The 25,868-nt window shown below is 67.1% G+C and carries 20 protein-coding genes; 13 read left to right on the plus strand and 7 right to left on the minus strand.

Going from position 1 to position 25,868, the window contains the following annotated elements; all coding sequences use genetic code 11:
* Positions 1-22: 22 nt before the first annotated feature.
* Entirely contained in the window at positions 23-487 is a 465-nt protein-coding gene (locus AU197_RS24200) for a peroxiredoxin (RefSeq protein WP_064406216.1), read from the minus strand.
* 157 nt (positions 488-644) lie between these two features.
* On the opposite strand from AU197_RS24200, the gene AU197_RS24205 reads away from it, so the two are divergent.
* The 13 genes from AU197_RS24205 (at position 645) to AU197_RS24265 (ending at position 19,079) form a co-directional block, all read left to right on the plus strand.
* On the plus strand, positions 645-2,171 hold the full coding sequence (locus AU197_RS24205) for an anthranilate synthase component I (RefSeq protein WP_064406218.1): 1,527 nt from the start codon (positions 645-647) through the stop codon (positions 2,169-2,171).
* The gene (locus tag AU197_RS24210) at positions 2,168-2,761 is read left to right on the plus strand and encodes a TIGR02234 family membrane protein (protein ID WP_064406220.1); all 594 of its coding nucleotides are present in this window, start codon (positions 2,168-2,170) and stop codon (positions 2,759-2,761) included. Before AU197_RS24205 ends, AU197_RS24210 begins: the two co-directional genes overlap by 4 nt.
* A gap of 77 nt (positions 2,762-2,838) precedes the next feature.
* Positions 2,839-3,657 carry an indole-3-glycerol phosphate synthase TrpC gene (gene trpC / locus AU197_RS24215; RefSeq protein WP_064406222.1) on the plus strand — a complete coding sequence of 273 codons (819 nt, stop codon included), beginning with the start codon at positions 2,839-2,841 and terminating at the stop codon, positions 3,655-3,657.
* Positions 3,658-3,660: 3 nt separating this feature from the next.
* Positions 3,661-4,920 carry a tryptophan synthase subunit beta gene (trpB, locus tag AU197_RS24220; protein WP_064406224.1) on the plus strand — a complete coding sequence of 420 codons (1,260 nt, stop codon included), beginning with the start codon at positions 3,661-3,663 and terminating at the stop codon, positions 4,918-4,920.
* Positions 4,890-5,705, plus strand: coding sequence for a tryptophan synthase subunit alpha (gene trpA, locus AU197_RS24225; RefSeq protein ID WP_197415642.1), 816 nt, complete (start codon positions 4,890-4,892; stop codon positions 5,703-5,705). The genes trpB and trpA overlap by 31 nt, the downstream gene beginning before the upstream one ends.
* Positions 5,702-8,122 carry a prolipoprotein diacylglyceryl transferase gene (lgt, locus tag AU197_RS24230; RefSeq protein WP_064406227.1) on the plus strand — a complete coding sequence of 807 codons (2,421 nt, stop codon included), beginning with the start codon at positions 5,702-5,704 and terminating at the stop codon, positions 8,120-8,122. Before trpA ends, lgt begins: the two co-directional genes overlap by 4 nt.
* 75 nt (positions 8,123-8,197) lie before the next feature.
* Positions 8,198-9,631, plus strand: a complete 1,434-nt coding sequence (locus tag AU197_RS24235) for an HNH endonuclease signature motif containing protein (RefSeq protein WP_064406229.1) — start codon at positions 8,198-8,200, stop codon at positions 9,629-9,631.
* A 196-nt stretch (positions 9,632-9,827) separates the two neighbouring features.
* On the plus strand, positions 9,828-10,241 hold the full coding sequence (locus tag AU197_RS24240) for an NINE protein (RefSeq protein ID WP_064406424.1): 414 nt from the start codon (positions 9,828-9,830) through the stop codon (positions 10,239-10,241).
* Entirely contained in the window at positions 10,231-10,641 is a 411-nt protein-coding gene (locus AU197_RS24245; RefSeq protein WP_064406230.1) for a DUF2752 domain-containing protein, read from the plus strand. The genes AU197_RS24240 and AU197_RS24245 overlap by 11 nt, the downstream gene beginning before the upstream one ends.
* 84 nt (positions 10,642-10,725) lie before the next feature.
* Positions 10,726-15,267, plus strand: coding sequence for a glutamate synthase large subunit (gene gltB, locus AU197_RS24250; RefSeq protein WP_064406232.1), 4,542 nt, complete (start codon positions 10,726-10,728; stop codon positions 15,265-15,267).
* Positions 15,260-16,777, plus strand: a complete 1,518-nt coding sequence (locus tag AU197_RS24255; RefSeq protein ID WP_064406234.1) for a glutamate synthase subunit beta — start codon at positions 15,260-15,262, stop codon at positions 16,775-16,777. Before gltB ends, AU197_RS24255 begins: the two co-directional genes overlap by 8 nt.
* A 26-nt stretch (positions 16,778-16,803) precedes the next feature.
* Positions 16,804-18,222, plus strand: coding sequence for a pyruvate kinase (gene pyk, locus AU197_RS24260; RefSeq protein WP_064406236.1), 1,419 nt, complete (start codon positions 16,804-16,806; stop codon positions 18,220-18,222).
* A complete protein-coding gene (locus AU197_RS24265) occupies positions 18,219-19,079 on the plus strand; it encodes an acyl-CoA thioesterase II (protein ID WP_064406238.1) in 861 nt (286 codons plus the stop codon). Before pyk ends, AU197_RS24265 begins: the two co-directional genes overlap by 4 nt.
* Here the strand turns inward: AU197_RS24265 and AU197_RS24270 are convergent, their stop codons facing one another.
* The 6 genes from AU197_RS24270 to AU197_RS24295 all read right to left on the minus strand — a co-directional run bounded on the left by AU197_RS24270 (position 19,080) and on the right by AU197_RS24295 (position 25,847).
* Entirely contained in the window at positions 19,080-19,604 is a 525-nt protein-coding gene (locus AU197_RS24270) for a DUF4190 domain-containing protein (RefSeq protein ID WP_064406241.1), read from the minus strand. It abuts the gene before it with no gap.
* On the minus strand, positions 19,601-21,091 hold the full coding sequence (locus AU197_RS24275) for an ATP-binding cassette domain-containing protein (RefSeq protein WP_064406242.1): 1,491 nt from the start codon (positions 21,089-21,091) through the stop codon (positions 19,601-19,603). Before AU197_RS24275 ends, AU197_RS24270 begins: the two co-directional genes overlap by 4 nt.
* Positions 21,084-22,634: a thiol reductant ABC exporter subunit CydD gene (gene cydD, locus AU197_RS24280; RefSeq protein ID WP_064406425.1), complete on the minus strand. Its 1,551-nt coding sequence runs from the start codon at positions 22,632-22,634 to the stop codon at positions 21,084-21,086. Before cydD ends, AU197_RS24275 begins: the two co-directional genes overlap by 8 nt.
* Before the next feature lie 23 nt (positions 22,635-22,657).
* Complete coding sequence (cydB, locus tag AU197_RS24285; RefSeq protein WP_064406245.1) at positions 22,658-23,698, minus strand: cytochrome d ubiquinol oxidase subunit II; 1,041 nt, start codon at positions 23,696-23,698, stop codon at positions 22,658-22,660.
* 29 nt (positions 23,699-23,727) lie between these two features.
* A complete protein-coding gene (locus tag AU197_RS24290) occupies positions 23,728-25,182 on the minus strand; it encodes a cytochrome ubiquinol oxidase subunit I (RefSeq protein ID WP_064406247.1) in 1,455 nt (484 codons plus the stop codon).
* A gap of 62 nt (positions 25,183-25,244) precedes the next feature.
* A complete protein-coding gene (locus AU197_RS24295) occupies positions 25,245-25,847 on the minus strand; it encodes an HdeD family acid-resistance protein (protein WP_064406249.1) in 603 nt (200 codons plus the stop codon).
* Positions 25,848-25,868: the final 21 nt, after the last annotated feature.

A 25,868-nucleotide genomic window follows, 5' to 3' on the forward strand; every position in this document is an offset into this window, starting at 1 on the left:
CGTATCGGCACCGACTCGCCCACTAGGCCGACTGGCGCTGACGCAGCACCTCGAGTGCCTTGTCGGCGTGGCTGTCCATGCTGATCTCCGATGCGATCACGGCCAGGATCGTGCGGTCGGTGTCGATCACGAAGGTGGTCCTCTTGACCGGCATGAACTTGCCGAGCAGGCCGCGCTTCACGCCGAATTGCGTTGCGACGGCGCCGTCGGCATCGGACAGCAGTGGATAGTCGAACCGCTCCTTGTCGGCGAACTTCGCCTGCTTGTCCACCGCGTCGGTACTGATTCCGACGCGGCTGCCACCGACCGCGGCGAACTCCGCGGCCAGATCGCGGAAGTGGCAGGCCTCCTTGGTGCACCCCGGCGTCATCGCGGCGGGATAGAAGAACAGCACGATCGGGCCGTCCGCGAGCAACTCACTGAGGCTTCGCACCCTGCCCGTCTGGTCCGGCAATTCGAACTCGGCAACTCGGTCACCCGTTTTCATGGAGGCCACGCTACGCCGCGAAGTGATCGAGTCACCGGCCCGCGCGATCGTCCAGGCCGACGTTTGGGCTGGTGTCGGGCAGTCGGATCGACCATTGCGTCGGGTTCGAGCACCGACGCACGACGCCGCACTGCGGCGCGTCTGGGACACTTGACGCGTGCAGACCACGGCCGACCTCGCGATCACCACCTCGCGGGAGGACTTCCGCGCGTTGGCCGCCGAGCATCGCGTGGTGCCGGTGACTCGCAAGGTCCTCGCCGACAGCGAAACCCCGCTGTCGGCATACCGCAAACTGGCCGCCAACCGGCCGGGGACGTTCCTGCTCGAATCAGCGGAGAACGGCCGCTCGTGGTCGCGCTGGTCCTTCGTCGGCGCCGGCGCGCCGTCGGCGCTCACTGTCCGTGACGGTGAGGCCGTGTGGTTGGGCACGACGCCGCAGGACGCGCCGCAAGGTGGCGACCCGCTGCAGGCGCTGCGAGCCACGCTGGAGCTGTTGAAGACGGAGCCGCTGCCGGGCTTACCGCCGTTGTCGAGCGGGCTCGTCGGATTCTTCGCCTACGACATGGTGCGGCGCCTGGAGAAGCTTCCGTCGTTGGCGGTCGACGATCTCGGCCTTCCGGACATGCTGCTGCTGTTGGCCACCGATATCGCGGCGGTCGACCATCACGAGGGCACGATCACGCTGATCGCCAACGCGGTCAACTGGAACGGCACCGACGAACGGGTGGACTGGGCGTACGACGACGCGGTAGCTCGTCTCGACGTGATGACCGCCGCGCTCGGTGAGCACCTGCCGTCGACGGTTGCGACGTTCAGCCGACCCGAGCCGTCGCACCGCGCTCAGCGCACGCTCGAGGAGTACGAAGCCATCGTCGACAAACTCGTGCGCGACATCGAGGCCGGCGAGGCGTTTCAGGTCGTGCCGTCGCAACGGTTCGAGATGGAGACCGAGGCCGATCCGCTGGACGTGTACCGCATGTTGCGGGTGACCAACCCCAGTCCGTACATGTATCTGCTCAACGTGCCCAACGCCGCAGGCGGACCGGACTTCTCGGTTGTCGGCTCCAGCCCGGAAGCGCTGGTCACCGTCAAGGACGGGCGGGCGACAACCCATCCGATCGCGGGCACGCGGTGGCGCGGCGCGACCGAGGAAGAAGACCTGCTGCTCGAAAAGGAGTTGCAGGCCGACGAGAAGGAACGCGCCGAGCATCTGATGCTCGTCGATCTGGGCCGTAATGATCTGGGCCGGGTCTGCCGGCCCGGCACGGTGCGCGTCGAGGATTACAGCCACATCGAGCGCTACAGCCACGTGATGCACCTGGTGTCGACGGTGACCGGACTGCTGGCGGAGGGCAAGACCGCGCTCGACGCCGTGACCGCCTGTTTCCCGGCGGGAACCCTTTCCGGCGCCCCGAAAGTCCGGGCGATGGAGCTGATCGAGGAGGTCGAGAAGACGCGTCGCGGCCTGTACGGCGGCGTGCTGGGTTATCTCGACTTCGCGGGCAACGCCGACTTCGCGATCGCCATCCGCACCGCACTCATGCGCAACGGCACCGCGTATGTGCAGGCGGGCGGGGGCGTCGTCGCAGATTCCAACGGGCCATACGAGTACACCGAGGCGGCGAACAAAGCTCGCGCGGTGCTCAACGCCATCGCCGCCGCCGAGACCCTGACCGAGCCATGATCAGGGTCGCCCAGCTGGGTCTGGTGCTCGCCGCGGCGGGGCTGTGGGTGGCCTCGCGGATGACGTGGGTCGAGGTGACCTCGTTCGACGGTCTCGGCGAGCCGAAGACGGTCGCCCTGTCCGGCGGTACCTGGTCGACCGCTCTGATCCCGCTCGCGGTGCTCCTGCTGGCCGCGGCGGTCGCCGCCCTGGCGGTGCGCGGATGGCCGCTTCGGCTGCTGGCTCTGCTGGTCGCCGCGGCCAGCGCCGGGACCGCCTATCTGGCGATCAGCCTGTGGGTCATCCGGGACGTGGCGGTACGTGCCTCCCACATCGCGGACGCGCCTGTGGCGGACCTGGTCGGTACGCAGCGGCATTACGTGGGGGCGGTGATCACCGTGGTCGCCGCGGCGGTGGCGCTGGCCTGCGCGGTGCTGTTGATGCGGTCTGCGGTGAGTGAGCGGCCCGGTGCGGCCCGGTACTCGCGACGCGCCGTCACCCAGGCCGACGAAACCGCAGGCGAGATGTCCGAGCGCGCGATCTGGGACGCCCTCGATGCGGGTTCCGATCCGACGCAGGATGCGACGAATCCGGACAACAAGGGCCGGTGATCGGCGGTGTCGTGGTGGCGGCTACCCTTCGTGGTTGAAGATCGTTCGGTGTTTTCGGGGGAAGGGAAGCGGCACTCATGAGTTCGGCGACGGTACTCGACTCGATCATCGAGGGAGTCCGGGCCGACGTCGCCGCCCGCGAGGCAGTCATCCCCCTCGCCGACATCAAAGCCAAGGCGAAGGACGCGCCGCCCCCGCTGGACGTGATGGCAGCGCTGCGCGCTCCGGGAATCGCGGTGATCGCCGAGGTGAAACGTGCGAGTCCATCGCGCGGTGAGCTGGCCCCCATCGGGAACCCCGCCGAACTCGCGAGCGCCTACGAAAGCGGTGGTGCGCGCATCATCAGCGTGCTCACCGAACAGCGTCGCTTCAACGGCTCGCTCGATGATCTGGACGCGGTGCGCGCCGCCGTGTCAATCCCGGTGTTGCGCAAAGATTTCATCGTCCGCCCCTACCAGATCCACGAGGCTCGCGCCCACGGTGCAGACATGCTGTTGCTCATCGTCGCGGCGCTGGAGCAGCCGGTGCTGGAGTCGTTGCTGGAGCGCACGGAGTCTCTCGGTATGACCGCGTTGGTCGAGGTGCACACCGAGGAGGAGGCCGACCGCGCGCTGTCGGCCGGCGCCGCGGTAATCGGCGTGAACGCACGCGATCTCAAGACATTGAAGGTCGACCGGGATTGCTTCGCGCGGATCGCTCCGGGATTGCCGACCGACGTCATCCGCGTCGCGGAGTCGGGGGTTCGCGGGACCGCCGATCTGCTGGCATACGCTGGCGCGGGCGCCGACGCGGTGCTCGTCGGCGAGGGTCTGGTCACCAGCGGTGACCCCCGAAGCGCCGTCGCCGATCTGGTCACCGCAGGCACCCATCCGTCGTGCCCGAAACCCGCGCGTTGAGAAGTGGCCGATCTCGCCGGGCCTGAGCTGCCCCGTTCCAGCGCGGCCGTAGCGGAACCCACCGCCCACGACCCGGACGAGCGCGGCCACTTCGGTGTCTACGGCGGGCGATTCGTCGCCGAGGCGCTGATGGCCGTCATCGAGGAGGTCACCACCGCCTACGAGAAGGCGCGTGGGGACCAGACCTTTCTCGACGAGTTGGATCGGCTGCAGCGGCACTACAGCGGCCGCCCGTCACCGCTGTACGAAGCCGAACGGTTGTCCGAGCACGCCGGCGGCGCCAGAATCTTTCTGAAGCGAGAAGACCTCAACCACACCGGATCTCACAAAATCAACAACGTCCTCGGCCAGGCCCTGTTGGCCAGGCAGATGGGCAAGACCCGGGTGATCGCCGAGACCGGCGCGGGGCAGCATGGTGTGGCGACCGCGACGGCGTGCGCGCTGCTCGGCCTGGAGTGCATCATCTACATGGGTGCCGTCGACACGGCGCGCCAGGCGTTGAACGTCGCGCGGATGCGCCTTCTGGGGGCGACGGTCGTGTCGGTCGAGGCGGGCTCGAAGACGTTGAAGGATGCGATCAACGAAGCTTTCCGCGACTGGGTGACCAACGCCGACAACACCTATTACTGCTTTGGCACGGCCGCCGGACCGCACCCGTTCCCGACGATGGTGCGCGACTTTCAGCGGGTCATCGGGCTCGAGGCGCGTGCCCAGATCCAGGCACAGGCTGGCCGGCTGCCCGATGCGGTGACAGCCTGTATCGGCGGCGGGTCGAACGCGATAGGGATCTTCCACGCGTTCATCGACGACCCCAACGTGCGGCTGGTGGGTTACGAGGCCGCCGGCGACGGCGTCGAAACCGGGCGGCACGCAGCAACTTTCACCGGGGGATCGCCGGGTGCGTTCCAGGGCTCGTTCTCGTACCTGTTGCAGGACGAGGACGGTCAGACCATCGAATCACATTCCATTTCAGCGGGTTTGGACTATCCAGGCGTGGGGCCGGAGCACGCATTTCTCAAGGACATCGGCCGCGCAGAGTATCGGCCGATCACCGACACCGAGGCGATGGACGCGTTCTCGTTGCTCTGCCGTACGGAGGGAATCATTCCCGCGATCGAGTCGGCGCACGGGCTCGCGGGTGCTTTGCAGTTGGGGCAAGAGCTCGGGCCCGGGGCGATCGTGCTGGTGAATCTGTCGGGACGTGGCGACAAGGACGTCGAGACCGCGGCGAAATGGTTCGGTCTGCTGGACGGTGCGCCGTGAGTCGGCTGGCGCCGTTGTTCGACACCTGCCGAAGCGAGGCGCGTAGCGCGCTGATCGGCTACCTGCCCACCGGATTTCCCGATGTGCCCAGCTCGATCTCGGCGATGACGGCGCTGGTCGAAAACGGATGCGACCTCGTGGAGGTCGGCGTCGCGTACTCCGACCCCGGTATGGATGGCCCGACGATCGCGGCGGCCACCGAGGCCGCGCTCCGCGGCGGAGTGCGAGTGCGCGATTCACTGGCCGCGGTCGAGGCGATCACGAATGCGGGCGGTAGGGCCGTGGTCATGACGTACTGGAACGTCGTGCTGCGGTGGGGCATCGACGCATTCGCCCGAGATCTGGCATCGGCCGGCGGTCTCGGGATGATCACTCCCGATTTGATCCCTGACGAAGCAGACGAATGGCTCGCCGCCTCGGACACCCACGATCTGGACCGGATCTTCCTCGTCGCGCCGTCATCGACACCGGAACGGCTCACGATGACGGTGCAGGCATCACGCGGATTCGTCTACGCCGCATCGACGATGGGTGTGACCGGTGCGCGCGACGCGGTGTCCACGGCCGCCCCTGAACTGGTACGCCGAGTGAAGGCCGTGTCGGATATCCCGGTGGGCGTGGGTCTCGGGGTGCGGTCGGGAGCCCAGGCGGCTGAGATCGGCGCGTACGCCGACGGGGTCATTGTGGGTTCGGCATTGGTGTCGGCGTTGCAGAACGGTGTCGACGCGGTGGGAGCGTTGACAGCCGAGCTTGCGGACGGCGTCAGGCGAAGGGTTACTGCGTGACGACGAGTGTCTTGGCCGCCATCCCCAGCCCGGCTCAGGGCGTCTGGCAGCTCGGTCCCGTGCCGATTCGGGCATACGCGATCTGCATCATCGTCGGCATTGTGGCGGCGCTGATCATCGGTGACCGGCGCTGGGAGGCACGCGGGGGAGAACGCGGTGTCATCTACGACATCGCCTTGTGGGCTGTGCCGTTCGGGTTGATCGGCGGGCGGCTCTACCACGTGGCGACCGACTGGTGGCGCTACTTCGGGGACGACGGTGCCGGCCTGGCCGGCGTGATCCGAATCTGGGACGGTGGTCTCGGAATCTGGGGCGCGGTCGCCTTCGGCGCCGTCGGCGCGTGGATCGCTTGCCGGCGCAGAGGCATTCCGCTGCCGGCGTTCGCGGACGCTGTCGCGCCGGGAGTCATTCTGGCGCAAGGGATCGGCCGCCTCGGCAACTACTTCAACCAGGAGCTCTGGGGCGCCGAAACGACGCTGCCCTGGGCGCTGAAGATCTACGAGCGCCGAGATTCATCCGGCATGATCGACAATCTCAACGGCGTGTCGACCGGCGAAGTCGTTCACCTCGTCCATCCCACGTTCTTGTACGAACTGCTCTGGAATCTGCTGGTTTTCGCGGTTCTCATCTACGTCGACCGGCGTTTCAAGTTCGGGCACGGTCGCCTGTTCGCGTTGTATGTCGCGGGCTACTGCGTGGGCCGGTTCTGGATCGAGCTGTTGAGGGTCGACGATGCGACGCTGATCGAAGGTGTCCGGATCAACTCTTTCACTGCGACGTTCGTGTTCATCGGTGCCGTCGTGTACATCATGGCCGCGCCGAAGGGCCGAGAGGATCCGGCGTCCCTCAGGGGTACGGCAGAGCCGGAACGGCCGACCGTCGAAGACCTCACCGAAGAGTTGGCCGCGGTGGCGTCGACGACAGGTGTGTTCGCCGCTGCCAAGGCCGCCGCTGAGGAAGACGAGACATCGAAGACATCGGTGAGCGCCGAATCGCTCACGGCAGACGTTGCCGAGGACGAGGCGACCGCCGCCGAGGACGTGTCGGCCGAAGAGCTCGGCGCGGACGTCGCGGGTGTGCCGGCGGAGGACCTGGAAGAGGCCGAAGAGTTCGCGGCCGAGGGCGACGACGAGTCGGACTTCGAGGCGGTCGCGGAGGCCGAGGCGCTGGCCGAAGAGGTGGAAGAAGCGCCGGCCGAGGAGATCGCCGAAGCGGAGGAATTCGCGGATGCGGGCTCGGCGGCCGAAGGCGGCGTGGGGGCCGTCGAGGGCGAGGAGGCCAGTGATGCGCTGACCGACGCCGCCGAGGCGCACGAATCCGCGGTTGAGGGCGAGGCGGCAGCCGAAGAGTTGGCGAACGTTGCGGCCGCGCAGACGGTTGCGACGCCGCCGGCGAAGGAACGGCGCAGGTTGCGGTTCTGGCCGAAGCGCGGGCGGAAGGACGTCGTTGCCGCGGAAGAGCCCTTTGGAGGCGCGGACGTAAGCGGCGCGGCGGTCCCCGGAGTCGGTGGTGCCGCCGACGCCGGTGGTGTCGCCGACGCCGACGGTGTCGGTGCGGTCGAAGGTGAAGAAGCCAGTGACGCGCTCGCGGAGGCGGCTGAGGTACACGAGGGCGCGGTCGAGGGCGAGGCTGCTGCCGAGGAGTTGGCCGATGAGGCCGAGGCAGAAGCCGATGAGGTAGAGGCGGTCGCGGCGGCCGAAGCCCTCGGTGACGAGGTGGACGAGGCGCCTGCCGAGGAGATTCTTGAGGCGGAGGAGTTCGCCGAAGCCGGGCAGGCGGCTGACGCGGACGGTGTCGGTGCGGTCGAGGGTGAAGAGGCCAGTGACGCGCTCGCGGATGCCGCAGAGGCGCACGAGTCCGCCGTCGAGGGCGAGGCTGCAGCCGAGGAGTTGGCCGATGAGGCCGAGGCAGAAGCCGACGAAGCCGGTGAGCCAGCCGCCGAGGATGAGCTGCTAGCCGAAGAGCTGGCGCGAGCGGCGGAAGCGCAAGCCGAGGAGCCGACCGACACGCAGGCATCGGTAGGTGCCGAGGCCGAGGGCGATGGCACCGCGGAAGGCCAAGAAGCGCCTGACTCCGGTGAGCCCGCCGATATCGGTGGTGTGGGCACCGTCGAAGGCGAGGAGGCCGGCGACGCGATTGCCGACGCCGCTGAGGCACACGAGTCCGCCGTCGAGGGTGAGGCGACAGCCGCGGAGCTAGCCGACGAAGCGGAGGCCGAAGCCACGGAGCCGACCGACGCGCAAGCGACGGAAGATGCGGCGACAGCCGAAGAATCAACCGACGAAGCCGACACTGCCGAGGTCAGCGGTGTTGGCGCCGTCGAGGGCGAAGCCGCATCCGAAGAGCCCGCAGACAATGCCGAGACCTCGGACGGCGGGCGAGTGCGCAAGTGGCTGCGCCGCCGCCGGAGAGGCTAGACACTTTTCCGGGTTATCCCCAGGCCACCGTTCGAATGTGTTGTCGTGTCATAGTGTTCGAGTAGTGTCGAACACATGTTCGAGGATGCTTCCAGTGGCGATCTTCTCACCCTCATGGGTGAAGAGGCTCGCGAGGAGGCTGCGGCGATGGGGCGCAGGCTGGCGCTCGTGGCCGAACTCTATGCGCGGCGCGAGAGGGAACATGAGGAAGCGAGGATGTTCTTCACCGACGTCGCGGTCGTCGTGGCGGCGGAGATATCGCCGGTGCAGAACATCAGTCATGCCCGCGCACTCGGTCAAGTCCATGCCGCGAAGGATCTGCGCGAGCGGCTCCCCCGTGTGGCTGAGATCTTTCGGCGGGGGTGGATCGACTACCGGGTAGTGGCCACCATCATGTCGCGTACTCAGAACGTGGAACCGGACATCATGCCCGCGCTCGACGAGGCTTTGGCTGCCAGAGCCGAGAAGTGGATGAAGCTCTCGGGTCCCAAATTGGTTGACCGCGTGGACATGTTCGTCACGCGCTTCGACCCGGAGGCGGTGCGGGTGCCGCGCCGATCCGAGAACAATCGCCACGTCGAGATCGAACCGGGTGACCCCGGAATGGCTTGGCTTACTGGCAATCTACGCGCCGAGGACGGTGCGGCGCTGAATGCCAGGCTCGACGCTTTGGCCGCCACAGTGTGCGACAACGACCCTCGAACCAAGGATCAGCGCCGCGCTGACGCTTGTGGTCCGCTTTCTCGCATGGAGGCCACACTGCCTTGCGAATGTGGGCTTGACGACTGCCCGGCGGCCGCCGAGCGCGCGGCCGTTGAGTCGGCGGTCATCCATTTGCTGGCCGAACAAGGCACTGTCGATGGAACCAGCGACAAACCCGGTTACCTGAAAGGGTTCGGAGTCCTGCCCGCCGAGTCGGTTCGCAGGGTAGCCAAGACCGCGCAATCGAAGCCGTTGACCGTGCCCACCCCGGAAGCCAAGGGCGGCAACAGCTACCGGCCCAACCTCGCGCTGCGGGAGTTCCTCCAGTGGCGGGACCTAACGTGCCGATGGCCGGGCTGCGACAAGCCGGTGCAACATTGCGACGTTGACCACACCACGCCTTGGCCCCAGGGGCCGACGCATCCGTCGAACACCAAGCACTACTGCCGGACTCACCATCTGCTCAAGACGTTCTTCAGTGGGCCTCGTGGTTGGACGGATCGACAGCTGTCCGACGGCACAATCGAGTTGATAGCTCCGACAGGACACGTGTGGCGGAGCGAACCCCATGGCGCAAGCATGTTTCCAGCGCTCGGACAGTCGACGGGCGAGCTCGACGTTCCCGCGGATATCTCCGACGACACCGCCGATCGAACCTTGATGATGCCCCGGCGCAAACAGACGCGTGACGACGACCTTCGCGACCGGATCAAGGCCGAACGCCGCGAGCGCGCCGAGTTGATCGCCGAAGAAGAGCGGCAGCGACAAGCCTGGCTGGCCGCCAACTATCAACCGCCACCGTTCTGACACGCCCGACCATCGGGGACCGCGAAGTCATTCCGCAGTCGCTCCAGCGAATCCTCCTGAGCGACAATCCGTTGACCCATCTCGCCACGACCGCGGGTTTCGGCAAACGCCCGCGCATGCCTGGGCTACACCTCGGGGTCAATGCGCCACAGAATTCTTACTGACTGGCACACCCCTGTCTGGCATGCTGGGAGCCATGACGGAGCCGCAGTTCGGTGGTAGTGAGCATGGCAGCACGCCCCCTCAGGAGCCGAGTTACCAGCCGCAATACCCGCCCCCGCCAGGCAGCGAGTACGGCGCGCCCCCCGGGGGTTACCCGTCGGCATACGGCGACCCGCTGGCGCCTTACGGACGTCACCCCATCACGGGGGAGCCCTATTCCGACAAGTCCAAACTGGTCGCGGGCCTGTTGCAGTTGCTCGGACTCTTCGGACTGGTCGGGATCGGCCGTATTTACCTCGGTTATACCGGGCTCGGTATCGCCCAGTTGGTCGTCGGCCTGATCACGTGCGGTATCGGCGCCATCATCTGGGGCATCATCGACGCCGTCATGCTGCTCACCGACAAAGTCCGCGATCCACAGGGGCGCCCTCTGCGCGATGGCACCTAGCGCCGACACGAGCCGCAAGCGGCTGTACGGCGCACTCGGTACCGGCGCCGTGTTGGCTGGTGCCCTGGCCTATATCGGCATCGGCGACCCACATCGCCCGAGTTTCGTCTTCCCTGCCTGTCCGTTCAAGGCGATCACCGGTTTGGACTGCCCCGCCTGCGGTGGTCTGCGCATGACGCACGACCTACTGCACGGCGACCTGGCCGCAGCGGTCGTCGACAATGTCTACCTGCTCGTCGGCCTTCCCTTATTGATGGCGTGGCTTCTGGTCCGGTGGCGTCGAAACAAACCGTTGCTGAACGCCCCGTTGATCGTCGTGATTGTCGTCTCAGCCCTGACCTGGACCGTGATGCGCAATCTGCCCGGATTCCCGCTGGTCCCCACGGTTCTCGACGGGTGAGCCCATAGCCGCGCTGTTACAATCGGCTGCGGGCCGGTGCAGTCCCGGACATGAAACTCTTCCGGACTGCGAAGGTGCCCCACGATGCTGTTTTCGGCATTCCCCGAGCCCCAAGGTCTCTACGACCCGGCCAATGAAGCGGATTCCTGTGGTGTCGCCATGGTTGTCGACATCCAGGGGCGACGTTCGCATTCCATCGTCGCCGACGGATTGACCGCCCTCGAACATCTCGACCATCGCGGCGCCGCCGGCGCCGAGACCAACAGTGGCGACGGTGCCGGAATCCTTATCCAGTTGCCCGTCGACCTGCTGCGCGAAGTTGTCGACTTCGACCTCCCGGCCCCCGCGCTCGACGGAAGCAACACCTTCGCCGCAGGCATCTGCTTCATGCCGCAGGAGCCCGCGGCCCGCGCGGCCGCCCGCGAAACCGTCGAAGCCATCGCAGACGACGAGGGGCTGAAGGTTCTCGGCTGGCGCCTCTTGCCGATCGACCCTCTCGGCGCGAATCTCGGTGCCACCGCGCTGAGTTGCATGCCGCACGCCGAGCAGCTGTTCGTGACGTCGACGAGCGACGTCGGCGGAATCGACCTCGACCGACGCGTCTATCCGCTCCGCAAGCGGGCCGAGCGCGAAGGCGTCTACTTCCCATCGCTGTCGAGCCGCACCATGGCGTACAAGGGCATGCTCACCACAAAGCAGCTGCCGCAGTACTTTTCGGATCTGCGCGACGAGCGTTGCCGCAGTGCCATCGCGATCGTGCACAGCCGGTTCTCGACAAACACGTTCCCGTCGTGGCCCTTGGCGCACCCATTTCGCTACGTGGCCCACAACGGTGAGATCAACACCGTCCGCGGCAACCGAAACCGCATGCGCGCACGGGAAGCGATGCTCGCCAGCGCCAACATCCCCGGCGATCTGTCCCGCTTGTTCCCGATCTGCACGCCGGACGCTTCGGACTCTGCCTCCTTCGACGAAGTGCTCGAACTGCTGTACCTCGGCGGCCGCAGCCTGCACCACGCTGTACTGATGATGATCCCGGAGGCCTGGGAGAACAGCACCACCATGGACGACGCCGAGCGTGCCTTCTGGCAGTTCCACGCGTCCTTGATGGAGCCGTGGGACGGCCCCGCCTGTGTCACCTTCACCGACGGCACAGTCGTCGGCGCGGTGTTGGACCGCAACGGATTACGTCCCGGCCGGTGGTGGCGCACGATCGACGACCGCGTCATCCTCGCCAGCGAGAGCGGCGTGCTCGACGTGCCGTCGGCGCAGATCGTCGCCAAGGGCCGCCTGCAGCCGGGCAAGATGTTCCTCGTCGACACCGCGGCCGGGCGCATCGTCTCCGACGACGAGATCAAGGCCGACCTGTCGGCGCAAGAGTCCTACGGCGAATGGTTGCACTCCGGACTGCTCGACATCGCCACCCTGCCCGACCGCACCCGTGTGCAGCCCAACCACGACAACGTCGTCAAACGCCAGATCGCCTTCGGCTACACCGAAGAGGATCTGCGCGTTCTGCTCACACCGATGGCCGCCGCCGGGGCAGAACCGTTGGGATCCATGGGTACCGACACACCGGCCGCGGTCCTCTCACAACGATCCCGACTGCTCTACGACTATTTCGTCGAAATGTTCGCACAGGTCACCAACCCGCCGCTGGACGCAATCCGCGAAGAGATCGTCACGTCGATGGCCCGAATCATGGGCCCGGAGCAGAACCTGCTCGAACCGTCAGCCGCGTCCTGTCGCCAGATCGTGCTGCGCTGGCCGGTTCTCGACAACGACGAGCTCAACAAGATCGTTCACATCAACGACGACGGCGAACACCCCGGCCTACGCACCACCGTGCTCAAGGCCCTCTACGACGTCGAACGCGGCGGCGAAGGCCTCGCCGAGGCCCTCGAAGACCTCCGCACCAAAGCCTGCGAGGCGATCGCCAAAGGCGCACGAACGCTTGTCATCTCCGATCGGGACTCTGACCACACCCGTGCGCCGATCCCGTCGCTGCTGGCCGTCTCGGCCGTTCACCACCACCTCGTGCGGACCAAGGAACGCACCACCGTGGCACTGGTCGTCGAGAGCGGCGATGCCCGCGAGGTGCACCACATTGCGATGCTCATCGGCTTCGGCGCGGCCGCGGTCAACCCCTACCTCGCGTTCGAGTCGATCGAGGACCTGGTCCGCGAAGGTGAACTCACCGGAATCGAACCCGCCGCCGCAGTACGCAACTACTGCAAGGCACTCGGCAAGGGCGTCATGAAGGTGATGAGCAAGATGGGTATCTCCACCGTCGCCTCCTACACGGCCGCGCAGGCCTTTGAGGCGGTCGGCATCGACAAGGCCGTCATCGACGAGTACTTCACCGACACTCCTAGCCAACTCGGTGGTGTGGGCCTCGACGTGATCGCCGAGGAGGTCAAACAGCGCCACCGCCGGGCCTACCCGGAGAACCCGACCGAGCGCGTGCACCGACGCCTGGAGGTCGGTGGCGACTACGCGTTCCGGCGAGAAGGCGAATTGCACCTGTTCACACCCGAAGTGGTGTTCCTGCTGCAGCATTCGACCCGTACCGGGCGCCACGACATCTTCCAGCGGTACTCCGACGAAGTGGACCGCCTCTCCCGCGAAGGCGGGACCCTGCGCGGCCTGTTCGAGTTCAAGAGGCTCAGGCCGCCGGTGCCGCTCGACGAAGTGGAGCCCATAGAGGAGATCGTCAAGCGATTCAACACCGGCGCCATGAGTTACGGCTCCATCTCGGTCGAGGCCCACGAGACGATGGCGATCGCGATGAACAACCTCGGCGGCCGATCCAACTCGGGGGAGGGCGGCGAGGACACCGATCGTCTCTACGACCCCACGCGCCGCAGCGCCGTCAAACAGGTCGCTTCCGGTCGATTCGGCGTCACCAGCGACTACCTGGTGAACGCGACGGACATCCAGATCAAGATGGCACAGGGCGCGAAACCCGGTGAGGGCGGGCAACTCCCGGGCTTCAAGGTGTATCCCAACATCGCCAAGACACGGCACTCCACCCCGGGCGTCGGTCTCATCTCGCCGCCGCCGCACCACGACATCTATTCCATCGAGGATCTCGCTCAGCTGATCCACGACCTCAAGAACGCCAACGACCAGGCGCGCATCCACGTCAAGCTCGTCAGCAGCGTCGGCGTCGGAACCGTCGCCGCCGGCGTGTCCAAGGCGCATGCCGACGTCGTGCTGATCTCGGGGTACGACGGCGGCACCGGAGCCGCGCCCCTGACGAGCCTCAAGCACGCCGGCGCACCATGGGAGATCGGGCTGGCCGAGACTCAGCAGACGTTGATGCTCAACGGGTTACGCGACCGGATCACGGTTCAGTGCGACGGCGGGATGCGCACCGCGCGCGACGTCATCGTCGCCGCGCTGCTCGGCGCCGAGGAGTACGGGTTTGCCACCGCACCGCTGATCGTGTCGGGCTGCATCATGATGCGGGTCTGCCACCTCGACACCTGCCCGGTCGGCGTGGCCACGCAGAACCCGGAACTGCGCGCCCGGTTCACCGGCAAGCCCGAGTTCGTCGAGAACTTCTTCCGCTTCATCGCCGAAGACATCCGCAAATACCTGGCAGAGCTCGGATTCCGGTCCCTCGACGAGGCGATCGGCCACGCCGAGCTGCTCGATACCGACAAAAGTGTCGAGCATTGGAAGGCCCGGGGCCTGGACCTCTCACCGATCTTCGCAGTGCCCGCCGACGGGCACACCGGCCAAGCCGCGCCCCGCCGCAAGGTCCGCGACCAGTACCACGCACTGGACCAGGCACTGGACCAGACGTTGATCCAGCTCGCCGAGGGCGCACTGGAGGACGCGCATACCGTCCGACTCGAACTACCGATCCGCAACGTCAACCGCACCGTCGGCACGCTGCTGGGCTCCGAGGTGACCCGGCGTTTCGGCGCACAGGGTCTTCCCGACGGCACCATCCACATCACCCTGACCGGTTCCGCCGGCCAGTCGCTCGGCGCCTTCCTGCCACCCGGCATCACCTTGGAACTCGTCGGCGACGCGAACGACTATGTCGGAAAGGGTTTGTCCGGCGGTCGGATCATCGTGCGACCGCCGGACGACGTGCTGTTCCTGGCCGAGGACAACGTGATCGCCGGCAACACGCTGCTGTTCGGCGCGACGTCGGGTGAGGTGTATTTGCGGGGTCGGGCCGGCGAACGCTTCGCCGCCCGAAACTCGGGTGCGCTGACGGTGGTTGAGGGGGTCGGCGACCACGCGTGCGAGTACATGACCGGCGGCCGGGTCGTCGTGCTCGGCAAGACCGGTCGCAACATGGCCGCGGGCATGTCCGGCGGCATCGCCTTTGTCCTGGGCCTGGACCCGAGACGGGTCAACACCGAGATGGTGGAGTTGCAGCATCTCGACCCGGAAGATCTGGCGTGGCTGCGCGACGTGATCTCCCGGCACGCTCAGTTCACCGGCAGCAGCCTGGCGACATCACTGCTGTCGGACTGGCCAAGGCGCAGTACACAATTTACCAAGATCATGCCCCGCGACTACCAGCGCGTCCTGCAGGCCACACTCACCGCGAAGCGCGAGGGGCGCGACGTCGACACTGCGATCATGGAGGCCAGCCGTGGCTGATCCCACCGGATTCCTGAGAGTTCCGAAGGTCGAGGCGGCCAAACGTCCGGTCGACGAACGCGTCGGCGACTGGCGCGAGGTCTACGAACAGCAGGACCCGAACCGGCGCGCCGCCGAGGTGTCCCAGCAGGCCCGTCGGTGCATGGACTGCGGAATACCGTTCTGCCACTCCGGAACCGCGGGCTGCCCGCTGGGCAACCTGATTCCGGAGTGGAACGATCTGGTGCGCCGCGGCAGATGGGACGCGGCCAGCGACCGCCTGCACGCCACCAACAACTTTCCCGAGTTCACCGGCCGGTTGTGCCCGGCACCCTGCGAGGCGGCGTGCGTGCTGTCGATCTCGGAGGAGCAGACCGGCGGCAGCGTCACCATCAAGCGCATCGAGCAGACCATCGCCGACCATGCCTGGCTCAACGGCATCGTCGAACCGCAGCCCGCCGCCATCGCCTCCGGTAAGAGTGTCGCGATCGTCGGCTCCGGCCCGGCGGGATTGGCCGCGGCACAACAGCTCACGCGCGCCGGCCACGAGGTGACCGTCTACGAGCGTGACGACCGCATCGGCGGGTTGATGCGTTACGGCATCCCCGAGTACAAACTCCAGAAAGCGACGCTGGATCAGCGGTTGGCTCAGATGCGTGCGGAGGGAACGCGATTCGTCACCGAGACCGAAGTCGGCGTCGACATCTCCGTCGAGCAACTGCGCGCGCAGTACGACGCGGTCGTGCTGGCGGTCGGCGCGCTGCGTGCACGCGACTACCAGGTCGAGGGTCGTGATCTCAAGGGTGTCCATTTGGCGATGGAGCACCTGGTGTCCGCGAACAAGGAATGCGAGGGCGATGGGCCCAGCACGATCAGCGCGAAGGGCAAGCACGTCGTGATCATCGGCGGCGGTGACACCGGCGCCGACTGCCTCGGCACCGCACACCGTCAGGGCGCACTGTCGGTGACCCAGCTCGACTACAACCCCGAACCGCCGGAAACCCGCGACGAGTCGCGCACTCCGTGGCCGACTTGGCCGATCGTGCTACGGACCCGGCTCTCACCGGCCCACGCCGAGGGCGGGCATCGACGCTACGAGGTCGCCGTCCAGCGATTCGTCGGCGACGACAGCGGTCAGCTCCGTGCGCTTCAGATCGCCGAGGTCAAGGTCGAGCGCGACATGAAAAGCCCGGTAGGGCGCCGCGTCATCACGCCGGTCGGCGATCCGATGGAAATTCCCTGTGAACTCGCGTTGCTGGCCATCGGTTTCGACGGTGTCGAACACATGCCACTCCTCGACGAACTGGGCCTGACGCTGAACCGGCGCGGCGCACTGCCGTGCGGCTCGGACTGGCAGACCAACACCCCCGGCGTGTTCGTCTGCGGCGATGCCCATCGCGGTGCCTCACTGATCGTCTGGGCGATCGCCGAGGGCCGAAGCGCCGCGCATGCGGTCGACACGTTTCTGATGGGGGAGTCGGATCTGCCGGCCCCGGTGACGCCGGGCGCACTTCCGCTGGCCGTCGTCTGAATCGATAACGACTATGCTCGAGTGTCGTGAATAGACGCGGAAAGATCGTCTGCACCCTCGGTCCGGCCACCGCGACCGATGACGCCGTCCGTGCGCTGGTCGCAGCGGGAATGGACGTTGCGCGGCTCAACTTCAGCCACGGCGACTATCCCGATCACGAGGCCAACTACAAGCGGGTTCGGTCCGCGTCGGACGCCACCGGCCGTGCGGTCGGCATCCTGGCCGACCTGCAGGGCCCCAAGATCCGGCTCGGCCGCTTCAAGGATGGCCCCACGTTCTGGGCGGCCGGTGAGACGGTGCGCATCACCGTCGACGACGTCGAGGGAACATCCGACCGCGTGTCGACCACCTACAAGCGCCTGGCCGAGGACGCCACGCCCGGTGACCGGGTCCTGGTCGACGACGGCAATGTCGGTCTCGTCGTCGAAAGCATCGAAGGCAACGACATCGTCTGCACCGTCACCGAAGGCGGTCCGGTCAGCAACAACAAGGGCATGTCGCTACCCGGGATGAACGTGTCCGCGCCGGCCCTGTCCGACAAGGACATCGACGACCTCGAGTTCGCACTGCGCCTCGGCGTGGACTTCGTGGCGCTGTCCTTCGTCCGGTCACCGGCCGACATCGAACTCGTACACGAGGTGATGGACCGGGTCGGACGTCGGGTGCCCGTCATCGCCAAGCTCGAGAAGCCCGAAGCCATCGACAACCTCGAGGCCGTGGTACTGGCATTCGACGCGATCATGGTGGCCCGCGGCGACCTCGGTGTGGAACTGCCGCTCGAGGAAGTCCCGCTGGTGCAGAAGCGCGCGATCCAAATGGCAAGGGAGAACGCGAAACCCGTCATCGTCGCGACCCAGATGCTGGAGTCGATGATCGAGAACTCGCGGCCCACCCGGGCCGAGGCGTCCGACGTCGCCAACGCGATCCTCGACGGCACCGACGCGGTGATGCTCTCCGGTGAGACCTCCGTCGGCAAGTACCCGCTCGAGACGGTCAAGACGATGGCGCGCATCATCAAGGCGGTCGAGGAGAACTCCGTTGCGGCTCCGCCGCTCACGCATGTGCCCCGGACCAAGCGCGGCGTCATCTCCTATGCCGCCCGCGACATCGGCGAGCGCCTCGACGCGAAGGCGCTGGTGGCCTACACCCAGTCGGGCGACACGGTGCGCAGGCTCGCGCGGCTGCACACGCCGCTGCCGCTGTTGGCGTTCACGTCGCTTCCCGAGGTGCGCAGCCAGCTCGCGCTGAGTTGGGGAACCGAGACGTTCATCGTGCCGCACATCCAGACCACCGACGGAATGATCCGTCAGGTCGACAAGTCGCTGCTCGAGCTCGGGCGCTACAAGCGAGGGGATCTGGTGGTCGTCATCGCGGGCATCCCGCCGGGCACGGTTGGCTCCACCAATCTGATCCACGTGCACCGGATCGGCGAGGACGACGTGTGACGGCGGACTTCGACGAGCTGCTCGAGATTCTCCGCCTCCGCCAGATCGACGACGACATCTACGTCGGCTCGCATCCCAGCAAGAACCCCGTTCGCACATTCGGCGGCCAGATGATGGCCCAATCCTTCGTTGCCGCGGGCCGCAGCTTGAAGCATCCGACGCCGCCGAGTGCGCTCTCGGCTCACTTCATCGCGGGTGGGGATCCGGAGAAGGATCTCGAGTTTCACATCGTGCGGCTCCGTGACGAACGCCGGTTCGCCAACCGCCGCGTCGACGTCATGCAGGACGGCCGGCTGCTGACCACGGCCATGGTGTCGTTCCTGGCCGGCGGTCGCAGCCTGGAGCACGCGATCGCGCCACCGGAGCTGCCCGATCCGGAGTCGGTGCCGCCGGTGGACGAACTGCTGCGCGGCTACGAAGACGTCGTCCCGCATTTCGTCAACGCGCTGCGACCGATCGAGTGGCGTTACACCAACGACCCGAGTTGGGTGATGCGCGACAGAGGCGAGAAGCTGCCGCACAACCGGGTGTGGATGAAGGCGCTCGGGACGATGCCCGAGGACCCGGTGCTGCACGCCGCCGCGCTCGTCTATTCGTCGGACACCACCGTGCTCGACTCGATCATCACCACACACGGTCTGTCGTGGGGTTACGACCGGATCTTCGCGGTCACCACCAATCACTCGGTGTGGTTCCACCGGCCGGTGCGCTTCGACGAATGGCTGCTGTACTCGACCGCCTCACCGGTGGCCGCCGACTCCCGCGGCCTGGGAACCGGACACTTTTTCGACCGGTCCGGTCAGCCGGTTGCGACCGTGGTGCAGGAAGGGATCGTCAAGTACTTCCCGCCCCGCTGACTAAGGCGTCGGTGTGAGCGTCACGTCGAACTGGTCCTCGACGCGGTGCTGGAACTCCTCGGCGCACTGCTGCACGGCGTCCTGGTCGTTGCCGGCGCGCGACACGCAATCGACGTAGTCGGTTCCCCCCACCTGGTTGAAACCCCAGACGGCGAGCCAGATGACGACGATGGCCTCGATGATGCTCAGGAACCCGAGCACGATACCGGCCATGGCGACACCGCCGTTGGTGGCTTCGCCGCGCTTGGCCCTGCCCCAGCCGATGAAGCCGAGGATCACGGCGACGACGCCGAGCACGATGCCGCCGAAGACGGACAGCAGCGCGATGATCGCGACCACCAGGGCCGCGATGCCGATGCCGTTCTTCGGCGCGGTCGCCGGCGGTGGATACGCGTAACCCTGCGGTGGAGGCGGCGGATAACCGCCTGGATACGCCCCGTACTGCGGCTGGGACGAAGGCTGCGGTGGAGGCGGTGGCGGCGGTGGCGGCTGCGAAGGCGTTTCGGGGTGTTCCGGATCGCTCATGTCGAGGAGGTTACTCCGCGACCAGCGAGAATGAGGGTAGGACACTCAAGCTGGCCGGGTAGATGATGCGTGGCGACGACGACCGTGCGGTCGGCGGGAAATAGCCCCCCGGGAGTGAGCAGGCCGATCAGAATCCGGTCGGCAGCGGCGGCGTCGAGGTGTTCGGTCGGTTCGTCGAGCAACACCGTTGGGGCGGTGGTGAGCAGTGCGCGCGCCAACAGCAGACGCCGGCGCTGCCCGGCGGACACGGCGGCCGCCCCGCCGAACAGCACGGTGGACAGCCCTTCCGGCAACGTGTTCGACCAGTCGCGCAAACCCACCCGTTGCAAGGCCGCCCGGATGTCGTCGTCAGTCGCGTCACCGCGCGCCGCCAACAGGTTGTCCCGCACCGTCGTGGCGAAAATGTGGGCGTCTTCGGCGAGAAAGACAGCGGACGGGTCGCTTTCGGCCATGGAGAGCAACAGCGTCGTCTTGCCCGATCCGCTCGGGCCCACGATCGCGACACGGTCGCCGCGCGCCACCGACACCTCGGGAACGGCCGGCCGCTCACGCGGGGAGTCGATCGGTTCGGTGATCTCGGCGAGGCGGCGCGCCGCGATACGCGACCGGGTCAGCTGCACCGCGGCCGCGGGCAAGGCCGCGCTCGCCTCGAACGCCGACAGCGGTAACAGCATCAGAATCGCGAGCGTCGTCGCTGGGACCGAGTCGGCGATCGCGATCGCGGCGACCACAGCGCCGAACACGCTGGCGCCTATCGCCGCGGTCGAGGCCGCGGCCGCCACCGCTGCGGGGGCGGTCGACCTGTCGGTGGCGCGTCCCCAGTCGCGGTGTCGGCGCTCGGCCTCGGCCAGTACCGCATCGAGGCGTCCGCAGACGCGAAGTTCCGGTGCGTGCTCGAGAGCCTGCATCACCGCGACGTCGCGCCCCGAATGATGTTGTGTGGCTGCATGTTCCGTCGCCTCGGCGGCGCGGGCGGCCAGCGCGGGTGCGACCACGCCCGCGATCAGCAGGCACAGCGCCAGGATGACCGCCGCCTCGGGGGAGATGAGGCCGATGCCGACGACGGCGGCCAACCCGAGAACGGCTGCCACGGCGATCGGCAGCACGGCGCGCACCACGACGTCGGCCAGGTCGTCGACCGACGCGCCGATCCGGGCCACCAGCTCGCCGGCGGGCATCCGCATCGCGGTGTCGGCGGGCGCATCCGCCAGCCGCCGATACAGCGACTCGCGGGTGTCGGCCGCGGAGCGAAGCGCGGTGTCGTGTGACGCCAGCCGCTGGCAGTACCCCAGCACGCCGCGGGAGATACCGAGCGCGCGCACCGCGACGACCGCGACCGTGAGGTCCAGCACCGGTGGCATCTGCCACGCCCTCGTGATCAGCCAGGCCGAAATCGCGGCCAGCGCCAGCGCGCTGCCCAACGACAGGACACCGAGCAGGACCGCGAGCGACAAGCGCCCCAGCCGGGCCCTCAGCAGCTCACGCATCGACGAGCTCCCTCATGTAGATCACGCGGTCACCGATGGCGCGCACCGAATCTCGGTGACCGACGACCAGCACCGTGGTGCCGGCGCGGGCCCGCGCGACGATCGTGTCGAGCACACGGGTCTCCATCGCCGCATCGAGGTGAGACGTCGGCTCGTCGAGCAGGAGTACCGGCGCGGTCGAGCCCAGCGCCCGGGCCAGCCCGAGCCGCTGGCGCTGACCGAGTGACAGGCCCGAACCGTCGCGGCCGAGCACGGTGTCCAGGCCCTGGGGAAGCGTCGCGAGGACCTCGTCGAAACCCGCTGAGCGGCAGGCCTCGTCGAGATCGGCGATCGGCCCGAACAACTCGAGGTTGTGGCGGACGCTGCCCGGCACCAGCATCGGACGATGCGGTAGCCAGGAGACCTGGGCCCACCATGCCCGCAGGTCGAGGTCGTCGACATCGATGCCGTCGATCGAAACCTGACCGGGATGCAGGCCGAGGATCGTGTGCAGCAGCGTCGACTTGCCGACACCGTTGGGACCGGTCAGCACCGTCACCCGCCCCGGCTCCACATCCTCGTCGAGGGTCCCGAGGTGGATGGTGGCCCCGGCCGCCCGGACCGTGCGGGTCGCCGCCGGTCTACGCGGCAGCTTGTGCAGGAGCCGGAGTGCGGCCTCGGCCGCGGTCTTGCCGTCCTGGGCGGCGTGGAACTCGACCCCGACGCGGCGAAGCGGCCAGAACACCTCCGGCGCCAGCAGCAGCGCGGTGAGGCCTGCGGTGAGGGTCATCTCGCCGAATACCAGCCGCAGCCCGATGCCAACGGCGACGAGCGCGACGCCCAACGTGGCCAGCAGTTCGAGGACCAACGCCGACAGAAAAGCCATCCGCAGGGTAGCCATTGTCGAACGACGGTGCGCCGCAGCCAGTTCGGTGATGCGGCCGGCGGATCCTTCGAGGCGACCCAGTCCCCGCAGCGTCGGTATGCCCGCGATCAGGTCGAGCATCCGCGACTGCAGTGTGCTCATCGCCGCCAGGGCGGTCTCCGAACGGTCCCTGGTCAGCAGACCGATCAACACCATGAATATCGGGATGAGCGGCAGCGCGATCAGAACGATGAGCGCCGAGGGCCAGTCGACCGCGGCGATCACCAGCACCGCGGCTGGTGTGAGGATGCCCGCGAGGAACATCGCGGGCAGATACGCCGTGAGAAACGGTCGCAGACCGTCGAGGCCGCGGGTGATCAGCGCGGCCGTGGTATCGCGTTCGGCCGCGAGAAGTCGCGGTGGCAGTGCGGTGACAGCGCGGAGAACCTGACCGGACAGGTCGGCGATCACCTGTGTCGCGCCCGTCGAGGCCAGCCTGCTCTGAAGCCAGTGCGCGACAGAGCGAATCGCCCACAGCCCAACCAGGATTGCGAGCGGGCCCGCCCAGTGGCGGAGGTGATGCGAGGTGGGGTCGGTGATCACCCCTGCCACGACATCGGCGAGCACGACCGCCGCACCGATCGTCGCGCCGGCGATGAGCACCCCGCACACCACCGATGCGACCAGATAGCGCCGCATCGCGGGGGAGGACCGCCACAGGTTCATCTCCGCCGCCGCGTCAATCCCGCCGGTTCGGGGATCCGGTCGACCGAGATACGTTGCCGAAAGACCCAATACGTCCAACCTTGATAGAGCAGCACCAGTGGTGCGAAGATCAGCGCCGCCCAGCTCATGATGGTCAACGTGTACGGGCTCGAGGCGGCGTTGTCGATTGTCAGGCTGTAGGCAGGATCTATCGTGGATGGCATTAGATTCGGGTAGAGCACGCCGAAGAGCAGAACCACGACCGCCGCGACGGTCAAGGTCGTGTACGCGAACGCCCAGCCTTCTCGGACACCGTGCCAGACCCGCAGGACCGCTGCCAGCTGCGCCAGAGCCGCGGCAAGAAGCACCAGCCAGGTCCAGTCCTTGCCGTACGCCAGTTGCGTCCACAGCCCGAACGACGCCAGTGCCGCGGTCACGGGCAGTGCCAGCCTGCCGGAAAATCGCAGGGCATCTTCACGCACGGTGCCATCGGTTTTCAGCGCCACGAACACCGCGCCGTGGAACAGGAACAATCCGGCGGTGGTCAGGCCGCCGAGCAGCGTGTAACCGTTGACCAGATCACCGAACGCGATGCGCAGCTGCTTGTCGGCGTCGACGGGAAGCCCGCGTACCAGCGCGGCGAACGCCACACCCCACAGCACGGCGGGCACCCACGATCCGACGGCGATCCCGATGTCGGCCCACCGCCGCCAACCGGGATCGTCGATCTTGCCGCGCCATTCGATCGCCACGACGCGCAGGATCATTGACAGCAGGATTGCCAGTAGCGGCAGGTACAGACCCGAGAACATCGTCGCGTACCAGTCGGGGAAGGCGGCGAACATGGCCCCGCCCGCGGTGATCAGCCAGACTTCGTTGCCGTCCCAGACGGGCCCGATGGTGTTCAGCACCGCACGGCGGCGTCGTTCGGGGTCACCGCCGCCGGTGCGGCCGATCATCCCCATCAGCATGCCGACGCCGAAATCGAAGCCCTCCAACACGAAGAAGCCGAGGAACAGACCGGCCATCACCACGAACCACAGTTCCTGCAGTGCCATTGCCACCACTCCTCTAGTACGCGAACGACTCAGTAAGCGAACGACAAGGGCGCCACCTCGTCGCTGCCGGGCGGTAGCGGCGCGGCGGGCTCGGAGTCGTGTGCCTGCGGCCCTTCGATCGTGTAGCGGCGGATGAGCCAGAACCAGATGACCGCGAGCGCCGCGTATACCAGCGTGAAGGCGACGAGGGAGGCGACGACCATGCCGACCGGATGGCCTGAGACCCCGTCGGCGACGGTCAGCCGAATCATCGGATCCCCGGTGGGGTTGGGCACCACCACCCAAGGTTGACGACCCATCTCGGTGAAGATCCATCCGGCGCTGTTGGCCAAGAAGGGGGCGGGTAGCGCAACCAGCGCGAAGCGCGAGAGCCGGCGTGACTGCGGAATCCGGCGACGACGTGTCAGCCACAGCACTACCACCGCGAAAAGCACTGGGACGGCGAGCAATCCAATCATGGCGCGGAACGACCAGTACGTGACGAACAGGTTGGGCCGGTAGTCGCCCGGTCCGAACTTCTCGATGTACTGGTCCTGAAGGTCCTTGACACCCTCGAGGCGGATGCCCTCGAATTCGCCCTCGGCCAGGAACGGCAGAACGTAGGGGACCTCGATGAGATGCGTGACGCTATCGCAGTTGTTGTGGGTGCCGACGGTCAGAATGGAGAAGTCTGGGTCGGTTGCGGTGTGGCACAGTGATTCCGCCGACGCCATCTTCATCGGCTGCTGCTCGAACATCAGCTTGCCCTGCACATCTCCGGTGACGACGAGACCGAGCGTCGAGGCGAGGACGACCAGGCATCCCATGATCGCCGCCGGCCGGAACATCGTCTGCGCCTCGGAACGCTTGTCGTCCCGCGCGCGGATCATCCACCACACGCACACGCCCGCGACGAACATGCCGGCGGTGAGGAACGCACCGAACACCGCATGCGCGAAGGCGGCGATCGCGGTGTTGTTGGTGAACAGCTCGACGATGCTGGTCAACTCCGCGCGCCCGGTCTCCGGGTTGAGCCGGGCGCCGACGGGGTGCTGCATCCATGAGTTGGCCGCGATGATGAAGAACGCCGACAGGTTCACCGCGACGGCCACCACCCATATGCAGGCGAGGTGTACCAGGCGCGGCAGCCGGGTCCACCCGAAGATCCACAGGCCGAGGAACGTCGACTCGAAGAAGAAGGCGGCCAGTCCTTCCATCGCCAGCGGTGCGCCGAAAACGTCACCTACGAACCGTGAGTACTCGCTCCAGTTCATGCCGAACTGAAATTCCTGGACGATGCCGGTGGCCACGCCCAGGGCGAAGTTGATCAGGAACAGTTTGCCGAAGAAGCGGGTGAGGCGGTACCAGGACGAATTCCCGGTGAGCAGCCACGCGGTCTGCATGGCGGCGATCAACGGCGCCAGGCCGATGGTCAGCGGGACGAAAATGAAGTGGTAGACGGTCGTGATGCCGAACTGCCACCGCGACACATCGAGTGCGTCCATCTCACCCTCTTCCGTGGCTGTGGCCCCAGCCTACGACAGGGTGTAGTAGACGTCAGTGTGTGTTAGCTCACCGACTCCTCGGCCGCAGGTGAGGGGGTTGACCCCGCGTCGGTGAGCTCCCTCGAGGCTTTACGGATCCCGAACGCGGACACGATCTCGAAGATGCCGATCACGACCAGCGAGAAGCCGGCCACGACCGTCAGGATCGCGAGCGACTCGAACGGCAGGGCGAGCATCACCACACCGGCGATGAGGCTGATCACGCCGACGAAAATCTCCCATGCACGCCCCGGCAGTGTCGGGTCGCTGATCGCCGAGACCGCCGTCGCCACGCCGCGGAAGATGAAGCCGATGCCGATCCAGATCGCCAGCAGCAGGATCGACTCCTGCAGGCTACGGAAGCACAACACGGCAAGGACCAGCGCCGCGGCGCCGGAGATGAACAGCAGCACCCGGCCGCCGGCGGAGACGTGCAGGCTGAACGCGAAGATCACCTGGGCGATACCGGCGATCAAGAGGTAGGCCCCGAAGAAGATCGCGGCGACCACGATCGTCTTGCCCGGCCACAGCCAGATGAGCGCGCCCAGGACTACTGCGAGAAGTCCGGAGACCAAGGTTGTTTTCCACAGATGCCGCAACAGGTTGGGCGGCGCGGTGCTAGTCATGGGCGCAGTGTGACATAGCGA

Origin of the sequence: Mycobacterium sp. IS-1590, from assembly GCF_001500025.1 — a bacterium.
Classification (GTDB): domain Bacteria; phylum Actinomycetota; class Actinomycetes; order Mycobacteriales; family Mycobacteriaceae; genus Mycobacterium.